Source organism: Gordonia prachuapensis (genome assembly GCF_036350515.1).
GTDB lineage: Bacteria > Actinomycetota > Actinomycetes > Mycobacteriales > Mycobacteriaceae > Gordonia > Gordonia prachuapensis.
The window spans coordinates 224,622-237,364 of the sequence record NZ_JAZDUE010000001.1 but is presented as its reverse complement, the minus strand read 5'-3'; the positions used below and the strand labels follow the sequence as shown (position 1 = coordinate 237,364).

Annotated in this window: 12 protein-coding genes; 3 read left to right on the top strand and 9 right to left on the bottom strand. The window is 68.6% G+C overall.

Annotated elements, in window-relative coordinates; all coding sequences use genetic code 11:
• Positions 1-35: 35 nt before the first annotated feature.
• The 4 genes from V1Y59_RS00980 to V1Y59_RS00965 form a co-directional block, all read right to left on the bottom strand.
• Positions 36-1,391, bottom strand: a complete 1,356-nt coding sequence (locus tag V1Y59_RS00980; protein ID WP_330503227.1) for a hypothetical protein — start codon at positions 1,389-1,391, stop codon at positions 36-38.
• Between the two features lie 23 nt (positions 1,392-1,414).
• Complete coding sequence (locus tag V1Y59_RS00975; RefSeq protein WP_330432666.1) at positions 1,415-1,723, bottom strand: type VII secretion target; 309 nt, start codon at positions 1,721-1,723, stop codon at positions 1,415-1,417.
• Positions 1,724-1,831: 108 nt separating this feature from the next.
• The gene (locus V1Y59_RS00970) at positions 1,832-2,158 is read right to left on the bottom strand and encodes a YbaB/EbfC family nucleoid-associated protein (RefSeq protein ID WP_330432667.1); all 327 of its coding nucleotides are present in this window, start codon (positions 2,156-2,158) and stop codon (positions 1,832-1,834) included.
• Positions 2,159-2,168: 10 nt separating this feature from the next.
• Positions 2,169-2,639 carry a hypothetical protein gene (locus tag V1Y59_RS00965; RefSeq protein WP_330502960.1) on the bottom strand — a complete coding sequence of 157 codons (471 nt, stop codon included), beginning with the start codon at positions 2,637-2,639 and terminating at the stop codon, positions 2,169-2,171.
• Between the two features lie 314 nt (positions 2,640-2,953).
• Here V1Y59_RS00965 and V1Y59_RS00960 point away from each other — a divergent pair, with 314 nt between their 5' ends.
• Positions 2,954-4,174, top strand: coding sequence for a CaiB/BaiF CoA transferase family protein (locus tag V1Y59_RS00960; protein WP_330502959.1), 1,221 nt, complete (start codon positions 2,954-2,956; stop codon positions 4,172-4,174).
• A gap of 427 nt (positions 4,175-4,601) precedes the next feature.
• The gene (locus V1Y59_RS00955; RefSeq protein WP_431309077.1) at positions 4,602-5,990 is read left to right on the top strand and encodes a MinD/ParA family ATP-binding protein; all 1,389 of its coding nucleotides are present in this window, start codon (positions 4,602-4,604) and stop codon (positions 5,988-5,990) included.
• On the opposite strand, the gene V1Y59_RS00950 is transcribed toward V1Y59_RS00955, so the two are convergent.
• Positions 5,987-6,619, bottom strand: a complete 633-nt coding sequence (locus tag V1Y59_RS00950; protein WP_330502957.1) for a DedA family protein — start codon at positions 6,617-6,619, stop codon at positions 5,987-5,989. The two genes, V1Y59_RS00955 and V1Y59_RS00950, sit on opposite strands and share 4 nt — an antisense overlap.
• 295 nt (positions 6,620-6,914) lie before the next feature.
• On the opposite strand from V1Y59_RS00950, the gene V1Y59_RS00945 reads away from it, so the two are divergent.
• Positions 6,915-7,964 (top strand): alpha/beta fold hydrolase, encoded by a 1,050-nt coding sequence (locus V1Y59_RS00945; protein WP_330503226.1) that lies wholly within the window; start codon positions 6,915-6,917, stop codon positions 7,962-7,964.
• Positions 7,965-7,988: 24 nt separating this feature from the next.
• Here V1Y59_RS00945 and V1Y59_RS00940 read toward each other — a convergent pair whose 3' ends face one another.
• From V1Y59_RS00940 to V1Y59_RS00925, 4 genes are all read right to left on the bottom strand, one after another.
• Positions 7,989-10,013: a sugar phosphate isomerase/epimerase and 4-hydroxyphenylpyruvate domain-containing protein gene (locus tag V1Y59_RS00940; protein WP_330503225.1), complete on the bottom strand. Its 2,025-nt coding sequence runs from the start codon at positions 10,011-10,013 to the stop codon at positions 7,989-7,991.
• Between the two features lie 78 nt (positions 10,014-10,091).
• A complete protein-coding gene (gene truA / locus V1Y59_RS00935; RefSeq protein ID WP_330502956.1) occupies positions 10,092-10,961 on the bottom strand; it encodes a tRNA pseudouridine(38-40) synthase TruA in 870 nt (289 codons plus the stop codon).
• Positions 10,962-10,979: 18 nt separating this feature from the next.
• Complete coding sequence (gene rplQ, locus V1Y59_RS00930; RefSeq protein WP_330502955.1) at positions 10,980-11,615, bottom strand: 50S ribosomal protein L17; 636 nt, start codon at positions 11,613-11,615, stop codon at positions 10,980-10,982.
• A 57-nt stretch (positions 11,616-11,672) separates the two neighbouring features.
• Positions 11,673-12,725: a DNA-directed RNA polymerase subunit alpha gene (locus V1Y59_RS00925; RefSeq protein ID WP_164308738.1), complete on the bottom strand. Its 1,053-nt coding sequence runs from the start codon at positions 12,723-12,725 to the stop codon at positions 11,673-11,675.
• Positions 12,726-12,743: the final 18 nt, after the last annotated feature.

Genomic DNA, 12,743 nt, shown 5'->3' with positions numbered 1-12,743 from the left:
GACGGTCGATGTTTCGCATTGTCGAGGTGGTAGGGCTACGTGTCGGTGGAGGTGGGTGTTCCACCCGACGGCGGACCGAGCCGGAGCTCGATGTCGGGCGACTCCGGGGCCGCCTGCGCTTGATCCTCCTGGCCGATGACAGCGGGGACGACGTCGGGCAACTCCCCTACGACCGCTTGCCCGTTGTCCTCGGTGACGAGGTAATCCGGCACCTGGTGTTCCTCATTGGACGCGCCCGCGCCGCGCGCCGCGCCCGCCCCGGCCATGGGGGCCATCGACGCGGGCATGGCACCCGTGGATGCGACGCCGCCGCGGGTCATCTGTGCCGGACCCGATGCGGCCGGCTCCGTCATACCGACGGTTGGTGTCATGAATGGTCGCGGCGCCAACGGGGAGGCACCGCCGCCGACGCCTCCCACTCCGCCACCACCACCGGCACGACTCATCCCGCCTGCGCCGCCGGCTCCTCCGCCACCACCGGGTCCGCCCGACCGTCCCGCGGCCGAACCGGCCACCGAGCCCGTTCCCGGGTACGGATCGGAACGAGCCGCAGACAGCATCCCCGACACCGGCGACGCGATCATCGACGGCAACTCCGAGGCCGACGACACCGCCGGCGCGACGCCGTCGAGCACCGCGCTGGCGACCGCGAAAGGCGATTGGGCCCCACCGGCCGCGGTCGGCGCGCCGGTCACGGCCACCGGCGCCCCATTGGCCGTCATCTTGGCGGTCGGGCCGAGGAGCTGGGCACGCGTCACCGCGACCTGGGCGGTCGCCTCGGCCAGTCCCTCGGATGCGAATGCGACCGCGAGGCCCTGCCCGGGCGGGGTCATGATGAGCGGCATCGTGCCGGCGATCTTGGTGATGGTGGCAGCGATGATCGCCTGCACCGCAGCCAATCCCGCGCCGACGATGCCGGCCGCGGCCTGGATGTCGATCGACATCCCGGTGCCCTGCGTGGAGACGTTCGCGGTGTCCGCGCTCGCCGCTGCCGACTTGCCCACCGCTGCGGTCGACGCGGTCCCGGACCACAGCTTGTCGAGCGCCTTCACCGCCCCGGAGCTCATCGACATGCTCGTCTGCAGCACCTGGGACAGGCCCTCGAAGATCGCCGATGGATCGAAATCGGCACCCGAGAGGTTTCCGGTGCCGAAACCGCCCAGGAGATCTGTCAGGGGTTTGACGAGCAGACTGAGATCGATCGGCGGCAAGGGCGGAAGTCCGGGCAGGGGCGCTCCCGGCGGTGGTAGGGCGGGCAACGCCGGTAGGCCGTGGCCGGACAACACATCTGCGACAGACGTGTCCAGGATGGGCCCGAGCGGGGTGGCCTCGATCATCTCCTGCACCGTCATGTTCATCATGGCGGGAACGTCGGGGATCGATACCGGCATCGGGCCGGGTGTCGGAACGCCGGTCACAGGACCGATCGGATCTCGGCGCCGGAGTTCGCGTCCTCGGCCTGGAACTGGGCGAGTCCGGCGAACGTGGACGCGGCGCTGCCCGCATGAACGGCTGCGAGACTGCCGACCGACATCAGGTGATTGGCCTGCGCCACGATGAACGACGCCAGGAACTCCTGCCCGATGAGCCCGAAGACCGGCACCATCACGGCGGTGTTGGCCGCCGCGTTGATGGACCCGGCGGCGCCGACCGCGGTCGCCATCGCCGCGCTCGTCGCCCCGAAGGCCTCGACCGCCTCTGGCACGACTGTCACATCATTCATCGCTGTCCCTCCCACTCAATGCTGTCGGTCTTGCTGTTGCCCGCCCCTGTCCGTCTCTTGGACGCAGCGGGACTCGATTCGGTTCCACCACCGGGGAAACTTCTCGGATCATTCGGTCCGTGGTCGCGCGTTGACGAGTTCGGCAAATGACTCGTTGAACTCCTCGGTGATCGCTGCGCGCTTCGCGAAAGCCCGTTGCGCCGCCAGCGCGGCGGTCGCGACGATCTGCTCACCCAGCCGCGCACCGCCGAGTTCATTGGCGCCGTGTGCCAGCCACAAGCCGGTCAGCGCACCCACCCCGTCGACCTCCACGGTCACCAGATCGTCGGCCGAGGTCTCCCGCACCGAGATCGCCGCATACTTCTCGTTGAGTTCGTAGAGACTGTTCAGTTGCGCATTCGCGCGCGCCTCGAGTTCATCCATCGCCCAGCTCATGCCATGCCCCCTAGACCGACCGCAGCCATGAGGACGGGGCGTCGAGGTGATGGTCGTCGAGTTGTTCGGCACGAGCGAGATCGTCGGCACGAGGCAGCTTCATCGCGTCCACCACATCGCGCTGCACACCCGATGCGAGAAGTTGTTCACGCAGCCGAATCCCCGCCACCATCGCCGACTGCCGGCACAGCCGGAGGATCTCGTCGGCAAGCGCCGAAGGTTCCTTGCCCAACGCGGAGTTGTCGATGCGAACAGACACGGGCAGTCCCTGCGGGGTGGTCACCACCGCGAGCGCACCCGAGCGCGACCGCGCGGTGGACAGTGCGTGCGCCGCGTCCACACCCGAACCGTCATCGTCCCCGTCCCGGGCACGATCCGGATCGGCGCCGTACTGTTCTGCGCCGTACTGTTCTGCGCTGACCCGATCTGCGCTGTGACGCCCTGGGCCGTGACGTCCTGGGCCGTGACCTGGTGAGGTCATGCCGGTTCCCCCCTCCGAACTCGATCCTGTGACTCTTGGACGCAGCCCGGTCGCAATCGGTTCCCCACGATCCACAGAAATTCGGACCTGGTCCCCCGACCGACCGTGCGCACGCCTCAGGCGGTCCACATCGATCCGACCGGCGAATCATGTCCACCGGTCATCGTGGCCGATCCTGCCATACCAGCCCGACTCCAACCACACAACACCCGGGTTTGGGACCGTTCGGATGACCGTCGTCGCGGGGTCCGGGCGGGCGAAACGTGTGATGCCCCGCTCGAGGGGCACCGAGTGTTATCGGCGATGCTGACTGTGTGACGCACACCGATGCAGCCGCACCCGGCGCCCTCGACGGCCTGCGGGTGCTGGAATTGGGCACGCTGATCGCCGGGCCGTTCGCCGGTCGCCTTCTCGCCGACATGGGGGCCGACGTCGTGAAGATCGAACCGCCGGGATCTCCGGACCCGATCCGCACGTGGGGTCAGGCCGAAGAGGACGGCGAGCGCGTGTATTGGACCGTCCACGCCCGCAACAAGAAGGCGATCACGCTCGACCTGCGCTCGTCTGCCGGCCGCGACATCTTCCTCCGGCTCGTCGACCACGCCGACATCGTCGTCGAGAACTTCCGGCCGGGAACACTCGAACGGTGGGACCTCGGCTACGACGTCCTCGCCGACCGCAATCCCGGCGTGATCCTGGTCCGCGTGTCCGGGTACGGCCAGACCGGTCCGGCATCGGCGCGCGCCGGGTACGCCTCGGTGGCCGAGGCCGAGAGCGGGCTGCGGTACCTCAACGGCTACCCGGGTGAGGCACCGCCTCGTCTCGCACTCTCCCTCGGGGACACCCTGGCCGGGATGTTCGCCGCCCAGGGCGCCCTGGCGGCGGTCTACCGTCGGACCGTCACCGGCCGCGGGCAGGTCGTGGACACCGCACTCACCGAGGCGTGCCTGGCCGTGCAGGAATCGACGATCGCCGACTACGACCTCGCCGGTGTCGTCCGCGGCCCCTCGGGCACCCGGCTCGACGGCATCGCGCCGTCCAATCTGTACCTGGCCGCCGACGGTCTTCGGGTGGTCATCGCCGCCAACCAGGACACGGTGTTCCGGCGCCTGTGCTCGGCGATGACACGTCCGGAGCTCGCCGACGACCCCCGATTCGTCGATCACCGCGCCCGCGGCGTCAACCAGGACGAACTCGACGCGATCATCGCGGAGTGGGCCATCGGGCACACGAGCGACCAGCTCATCGAGATCCTCGGCGCGGCCGGTGTCGTGGTGGGGCCGGTCAACACCGTCGCCGAGGTCGTCGCCGATCCCCAGATGCAGGCCCGCGACATGCTGGTTCCCCACCATGACGAGCGAATTGGACGCGACATCCTGGGCCCGGGTATCGTCCCGAAGCTGTCCGAGTCCCCGGGAAGTGTCCGGTCTGCGGGACCACCGCGTCCCGGGACGCACAACGACGAAATCTATCGCGACCTGCTGGGTCTCGACGACGAGGCGATCACCGCCCTGCGCGGCGAGGGGGTCATCTGAACGTTCTCCCGAGGGGCAATGAGGCTGGTCAGCGGGGCGCTGCGGCCGTCGCGGCATTCGGCGGCACCGCGAGTGTTCGTTAGACTCTGAACTCGCGACGGAATGCACGCCGTCGGACCACCTACAGGGGAACTTTTCGCACATGACGTACGACGACTCCGGGAGTTTCGACAATTCCGGTGTGCCGGCGCCCCCACCATGGCTTCAGTTCGCCGAGCCGGAGCCTGCGGAGGCGCCGCCATCGGCTCCACCGTCCCAGCGTCCGCCGGACCGGCAGCAGGCCACGCAACCCGACGATGGGCATCCCACGCCGTCGGGACCGCCCGGACCGCCCGGGCCACCGGGACCGCCCAACGGCCCGTTCGGGCACGGACCCGTCCCGCCGGGGAGGCCGATGCCGCCGGGCGCACCGGGACAGCCCGGACAGATGCCCCAACACATGCCTCCGGGCCGGCCGCCCGGACCGCCGCCGCAGTCGGCGCCTCCCGGGCGCGGACCTGCCGCCGGTGAGCCCGGTGTGCCGCCCGGCCCGCGCGTCGACGACGCCGGATGGTCGGAGCCGTCCGGAACCCATGCCACCGGGCCGGAACATGACCCCTCCGGCGGCTTCGGTGCGCCACCGTGGACCGATTCTCCTGCTCCGCAGGCCCCACCGCCGGAGCACCCGATGCCGCCGGCGGCTCGGGCACCGGAACCGCCGCTGAGCCCGTACGGCCCGCCATCGGGCCCGGCCCACCAGGGGCCCGCGCAACCGGGTCCGACACACCAGGGTCCGCCGCACCAGGGTCCGACACAGCCGGGTCCGGCACCGATGGGGCCGGGGAGCCCGTACGACGGTTATCCGATGGGACCGCCGGGATACGGCGACCCGCAGTCGGGCCCGGCGCTCGACGAGGTCGCGCTGATCCGCAAGGCGCGCAGGCCCCCGAGCCGCGGATGGCGACGGGCGGTGCACACGATCTCCGCGGGCGCCATCAATCCGGGCGAGTCATCGGCCGACCTCGAGTTCAAGCGACTGCTCGAACGCGTGAACCGACCTGTTCGCGGGGATTACCGGATCGCGGTGCTGTCGCTGAAGGGCGGCGTCGGCAAGACCACCACGACCGTCGGGTTGGGCTCGACGTTCGCCTCGCTGCGCGGAGATCGCGTCATCGCGGTGGACGCCAACCCAGACCTCGGAACACTCGCTCAGCGCGTGCCACAGCAAACCCGGTCGACGGTCCGCGACCTGCTCGCCGACACCAACGTCTACCGCTACTCCGACGTGCGAGCGCACACCTCGCAATCACCGAGCCGCCTCGAAGTACTGGCCTCCGAACGTGATCCGGCGATGGCCGAGGCGTTCAGCGAGGAGGAGTACCGCGGCGTGATGCGAATCCTCCAGCGCTTCTACAACATCATCATCACCGACTGCGGCACCGGCCTGAGCCATTCGGCGATGGGCGGTGTCCTCGACCTCGCGAACGCGATCATCCTGGTGAGTTCACCGGCGATGGACGGGGCACGAAGCGCCGGTGCGACTCTCGACTGGCTGGCCGCCCACGGATACGGCCACCTCGTCTCGCGCGCCGTCGTGGTGTTGAGTTCGTCTCGGCCGGGAGCCTCGACGATCGACACCGATCAACTGGGCCAGCACTTCCTGACCCGCTGCCGTGCGGTGCACAAGGTCCCGTTCGACGACCACCTCTCAGAGGGCGCCGACGTCGACCTCGATCTGGTCAGCAAACAGACCCGGCGTGCATTCGTCGAGTTGGCGGCCACCATCGCCGACGACTTCGCCTCGGTCGGAGACGAACGGGACCAGCCCTTCTACTAGTGGTCCGCACGCTCGCCGGGCACCTGACGCCTGTTGCGCACCCGGCGGTGGATCAGGGTGATGGCGGTCGGGACGACGACGGTGACCACAGAGGCGATGATGAACACCTCGATGTGGTCGCGGATGATCGGCACCTGGCCGAGGAAGTAGCCGAGGACGATGATGCCCGCGGCCCAGGTGAAACTGCCGAGGATGCTGAAGATCGTGAACACGCGGTGGGACATACCGGTGAACCCCGCCACGAGGGGCGTCAGCGTACGCACGATCCCGATGAAGCGGGCGAAGAACACCGTCAGTGCGCCGAACCGCTCGAAGTAGCGGTGGGTCTTCTCCAGTGGTTCCGGCCCGATCCAGCGCACGATCCGACCTTCGACCGCGCCGGTCCCGAGACGCCGGCCGATGAAGTAGCCGACCTGGTCGCCGATGATGGCCGCCATCGGGACCGCGACGCAGAGCAGCCACAGGGGCGCGAACGGATCCGGTTGCGCGGCAAACACCCCCGCGGTGAACAACACCGAGTCGCCCGGGAACACGAACCCGATCAACAGGCCGGTCTCGACGAAGATGAGGATGCACAGCCCGATCAGACCACCGGTCGCCAGAAAGTTGTCGACGTCGAAGGGATTCATCACCTCGCCTAACGACGTGGACGTTCCTCCGGCGAATTCCGGAGCCACGGCCGAGCGTCTGACACCAGAGTCGGGGTGCGAGGTTAACTCGATGCAACATCTTGGGCGAGATGTGCCAAACTGCGGTTTACTCGTGAGTAAGCAACATCAGGAGACCGCGCGCCGGCGGGGGGCGGACGCCCGCCTCGTCGGCCGGAACGTCGCCACCACAAGCCATCACATCGACGTGACATGAGGAGCCACCGTGTCCGGAACCACACACCCGCCGACCAGGGGTTCCCGGAGCCGTCCCCGCGTGCAGAACGGCAAGAGCCCCGCATTGCGCTCGGTGTCCGACACCGAGGTGCGCATCGAATACCACACGATCCACGGCTACCGGCGTGCCTACCGGATCGCGGGCAGTGGACCCGCGCTGCTGCTGATCCACGGCATCGGCGACAACTCCTCGACTTGGGATTCGATCATCCCGACACTGGCCCAGCATTACACGGTGATCGCGCCGGATCTCCTCGGTCACGGACGTTCGGAGAAACCCCGCGCCGACTACTCGGTGCCCGCGTTCGCGAACGGCATGCGCGACCTGCTGGTGGTACTCGGCATCAGCAAGGTGACCGTCGTCGGACACTCGCTCGGCGGCGGGGTCGCCATGCAGTTCTGCTATCAGTTCCCGCGCTTCGTCGAACGGCTGGTCCTCGTGGCCGCGGGCGGGGTCACACGCGAGGTCAATCCCGCCCTGCGACTCGTGTCGATGCCGGTCGCGCACGAGGTCCTCACGCTGCTGCGAGTCCCCGGGGTGATGCCGACGCTGCGACTCGCGGCGCGCACCCTGGCTGCCGCACCCCATGTCCCCGGCGTTCCCGCGACCGCATCCCCCAGACGGCTCCTCAACGATCACGAGGACCTCGTGCGGGTGCTCGGCGACCTCGCCGACGCGACCGCCTCATCGGCCTTTCTGCGCACGTTGCGGGCCGTCGTCGACTGGCGGGGGCAGGTCGTCACGATGCTCGACCGGTGTTACCTCACCGAACGTCTCCCCGTCTTGCTGATCTGGGGCGACGAGGACACCGTGATCCCCTACCACCACGCACGGTTGGCGCACGCCGCGATTCCCCACTCGGAGTTCGAGACCTTCTCGGGCTGCGGGCATTTCCCGTTCCACGCCGACCCCGACCGGTTCGCCAAGACCATCATCGACTTCATCGACCGCAACGAGGCGGTGGTCTTCGATCCCGCGAACTGGCGTCATCTGATGAGCGAAGGACAACGACCCGGGGACTTCAGCGGCGACGAGCAGACCGTCGAGGCGGTGCTCGAGGCGATCGAGGACGAACGCAGCGCCACCTGACGCCACATCGTCAACCGCTGCGTCTCACCGATCCGACAGGTCCACCGCCACCTCGCCGCGGGCATGCGGACCTCGTCCGGGGGCTGCGGCGCGCCGATGGATTTCGGCCGCCACCCGCACCGGCGAGTTCACCTCGCCATAACCCCGATATCCATTGCGGCGGCACACGATCTCGAAGAACAGGTCCTCCCCGACCGTCTCGGTGAAGAAGTGGAGGAACTCGCCACCGCGGTCATCGGCGTCGAACAGGATGCCGAGTGGCCGCAACCGCTCGATGAAGTCGTCGGACAGGTCATATCGCGCCTGCAGGTCGGCGTAGTAGTTGTCCGGGATGTGCAGGGGACGCAAGCCACGCGACCGGCATTCGGCAGCAACGGCGTAGATGTCGTCGCAGGAGAGTGCCACGTGCGTGAGGCCTCCCGGCCTCTTCAGCAACCCGTGGGTGTCGAGTTGGGTCGGCACCATCGATGCAACGACCCGCAGTTCCGAACCGGAGTCGACCGGCATCGTGAGCGCCTGGGTACGCATCGTGCCGACCGCGTCAGGGACATCGAGGCCGACCTCGACGCGCATGTCGAACACCGAGCGCAGCAGCAGCATCGCGCCCTCCCAATCGGCGGTCGCGATGCCGATGCCGATGTGGTCGACCCCCGTGTAGAGGTGTGGCGTCGGATCCGAATGCCGCGGGACGAGGTCGAAACGCTCCCGCCACTGCGCCGCGGACACGGCGGCTCTCAGGTCGATGGCCAGGGTGTCGGTCACCTCCAGACGCACCACGTCGTCGGCGGTACGTGCGTCCACGGACCCCGGCGCCCGCACCGGGGCCACCGGCACGTCGAAGGCCGCCGCACGGCGCGCCCAGGCGAGTGGATCATCGCTGCGCAAACCGATCTGGGCGATCGTGGGCATGTCCGGCGGAATCCCGGGTGCGCTCCACACGGTCCCGGCGGTCGGATCGACGACCACGGCGATCTCGCTGTCGCGATAGAGCCGCAACCCCGTCTCGCTGTCGACTCCTTGGAGGCTGAAACCGATGTGCGACAACGTTTCCGCAATGCGAGGCGCAACCACCGGACCGGCTGCGACCCGGACGGACACGACGTCGCCCGCCGACGCCCGAGGCGAGCGCCCTGCTGGCGCAATGGGTTGTGCCGGTGACGGCGCGGTGGGCTCGGCGATGGGTTCGGCCGTCAGTTCGTGGAGGTAACGCAACGAACGATGAGCGTCGAGGGCGGTGCGCGTGGGGTCGGCGTGCCGGAGGATGTCGCTGAAGACCTCGAGTGACCACGGGCCGTGATAGCCGGCCGCCTTCACCGCGCGAGTGAAGCCGCGCAGGTCGAAGTTGCCCTGGCCCGGGAAGCATCGGTGGTGCCGACTCCACTGCAACACGTCCATCTGCATCCGCGGCGCGTCGGCGAGTTGCAGGAAGAAAATCGACCCCGGCGCGAGATCGGCGATCGCCGCCGGGTCGTGCCCGCGCGACAGGACGTGAAAACTGTCCAGGCAGTTCCCCAACGCGGGGTGGTCGACCGCCGCGACGAGCCGCGCCGCGTGACGATAGTCGTTGACATGCCGCCCCCAGGCCAACGCCTCGAACGCCAGCCGCTTTCCCCGCCGGTGGGCCATCTCCGCCGCCCGCGCCAATTGGTCGCAGAGCCGATCGTCGTCGCCGACCGCGGCGTCCAGGGGCGACGAACACACCAGGAGGAGATCACAGCCCAGGTCGTCCATCACGTCGAACTTCCGGTCGAGCCGAACCAGGTTCCGCTCGAATCGCTCGTCGTCGCTGCTGTCGAGATCCCGGAACGGTTGGTACATGTCGAGGCGAAGCCCGCGCTGTGCCGCTGCCTGCGCGACTGCCCGCGGTGCCGCGGGTGACGCGACGAGGTCGGGTTCGAAGATCTCGACACCGTCGAACCCGGCCGATTCGGCCGCGTCGAGCTTCTGCTCGAGGGTTCCGGCCAGACAGACCGTCGCGATGGACGTGGGCGGCAGGCCGGCGGGCACGGCCTGCGCCGCATTCGGGGTGGAGCTGACCTCGAGACTCATCGCCGGCCTCCGGTTGGTGGTGTGCGACACACACAGATAATGTACCAAACGGTACATTAGCCGTCCTGCGGGCGTGGGTCACCCGCAGCAGCCACCCGACCGTACATCGCGGGTGACCTCGTTGCGCGCGGCGAGCTGACCGGCGGCCGGATAGTCGACGCCGACCAGGCACAGTCCCCTCGCGTCGGCCACCGGGATGCGACTGCTGCGTGACTTCTCCGCCAACAGCTCCCGACACCAGCCGACCTCGCGTCGTCCGTCACCGACGCTGGCCACCGCGCCCACGAGCGAGCGCACCATTGACCAACAGAACGCGTCGGCGCTCACATGCCCGACGAACACCCCGTCGGCATCGACCGTCCACTCGAAGCGCTGCAGATCGCGGATCGTCGTCGCGCCTTCCCGACGGCGACAGAAGGCGGCGAAGTCGTTGAGCCCGAGCAAGGTCCGGGCCGCCGCATTCATCGCGCCGACGTCGAGCGGCCGACGCCAGGACGCGGTGGTGCGCGCAGCGATGGGTTCTGCTCCCCAGACCGCATCGGTCAGTCGGTACTCGTAGTGTCGCCGCAGCGCCGAGAAGCGCGCGTCGAAATCGGAACTGACGCGCTCGATGCGCCGAACCCGCACGTCGTCGGGGAGCATCTTCGCGAGCCGGCCCACCAGCCTCGACGGGTCGCCACCGATCGATCGCGTGTCCAGCGCCGACTCGGCGACGTCGGCATGCGCGACCTGACCGGTGGCGTGCACCCCCGCGTCGGTGCGCCCGGCGACGGTCAGTCGGACCGGCCCGCGAAGGACGGTGGCAAGGGTGTCCTGGAGAACACCGCAGACGGTGCGCTGCCCCACCTGGGTCGCCCATCCGGCGAAATCGGTGCCGTCGTAGGAGATGTCGAGGCGCAGACGACAGAACCCGCCGTCACCTGATGTGGTGACGGCGGGTTCCGACAACTCTGCTGAGCTCAGCGACTACTTCTTGTCGCCATCGACGTCCGCATCCGCTGCCTCGGCATCGGGGGCGGTCGCCGCGGAGGACTCGTCGTCGACGGCCTCGGCCACGGCCTCGGCGTTCTCGACGGCCGAATCGTCGGCGTCGGCCTCGACGGCCTCGACCGGGTTCTCCGGGGTGTCGGCCTCGGCCACGTCGCCCTCGGTCGCGACGACCTCTTCGGTGTCGGCGAGCTTCTCCTCGGCGGCCTTCTTGGACGCGGCGACGCGGGTCGCACGGCTGGCCTCGCTCGACGCGGTCGACTCGCGCACCAGCTCGATCACGGCCATGGGGGCGTTGTCGCCCTTGCGCGGCAGCGTCTTGATGATGCGGGTGTAGCCGCCCGGACGATCCGCGAAGAACGGACCGATCTCGGCGAACAGGGTGTGCACGACATCCTTGTCGCGGATGTCCTTCATCACCTCACGCCGGTTGGCCAGCGAACCGGCCTTGGCATGGGTGATCAGCTTCTCGGCGTACGGACGCAGCCGTTTCGCCTTCGCTTCGGTGGTGGTGATACGGCCGTGCTCGAAGAGCGAGGTGGCGAGGTTCGCCAGCATCGCCTTCTGGTGGCTGGCCGACCCGCCGAGGCGGGCACCCTTGGTGGGCTTGGGCATTTCTCTTCTCCTAGAAGAAACTCACGATCTCTCGACCGGAAGGGTTGGGCGAGCGGCTTACAGCTGCTCGGTCTCAGCGAAATCCTCACCGGAGTCGGCGTCGAACGACGCGTCATCCGACCACGTACCGGTCGCCGGGTCGTATCCGGCCACCTGCGACGGGTCGAAGCTGGCCGGGCTGTCCTTGAGCGACAGACCCAGCGCGTGCAGCTTGACCTTGACCTCATCGATCGACTTCTGGCCGAAGTTGCGGATGTCGAGCAGATCCGACTCGGTCCGGGCAACCAGCTCGCCGACGGTGTGCACACCCTCGCGCTTGAGGCAGTTGTAGGAACGAACGGTCAGCTCCAGATCCTCGATCGGCAGGCTGAACGACGCGATGTGGTCGGCCTCGGCCGGCGACGGCCCGATCTCGATGCCCTCGGCCTCGACGTTGAGCTCCCGGGCGAGCCCGAACAGCTCGACCAGGGTCTTGCCCGCCGAAGCGAGCGCGTCCCGAGCGGTGATCGAGTTCTTGGTCTCCACGTCGAGCACGAGCCGATCGAAGTCGGTGCGCTGCTCGACACGGGTGGCCTCGACCTTGTAGGTCACCTTGAGCACCGGCGAGTAGATCGAGTCGACCGGAATCCGGCCGATCTCGGCACCCGACGCCTTGTTCTGCACGGCCGGCACGTAACCGCGACCCCGCTCGACGACGAGCTCGATCTCGAGCTTGCCCTTGTCGTTCAGGGTGGCGATGTGCAGGTCGGGGTTGTGCACGGTGACACCGGCCGGGGGCACGATGTCGGCGCCGGTGACGGTGCCCGGACCCTGCTTGCGCACGTACATGGTGACCGGCTCGTCCTCTTCCGAGCTCACCACGAGGCCCTTGAGGTTCAGGATGATGTCGGTGACGTCTTCCTTCACACCCGGGACGGTGGTGAACTCGTGCAGGACACCGTCGATGCGGATGCTGGTGATCGCAGCTCCGGGGATCGACGAGAGCAGGGTACGACGCAGCGAGTTGCCGAGGGTGTAGCCGAAGCCCGGCTCGAGGGGCTCGATGACGAACTTCGAGCGATCCTCGGCGATGATCTCCTCGGTCAGAGTGGGTCGCTGTGAGATGAGCATTTCTTGTGAATCTCCTCG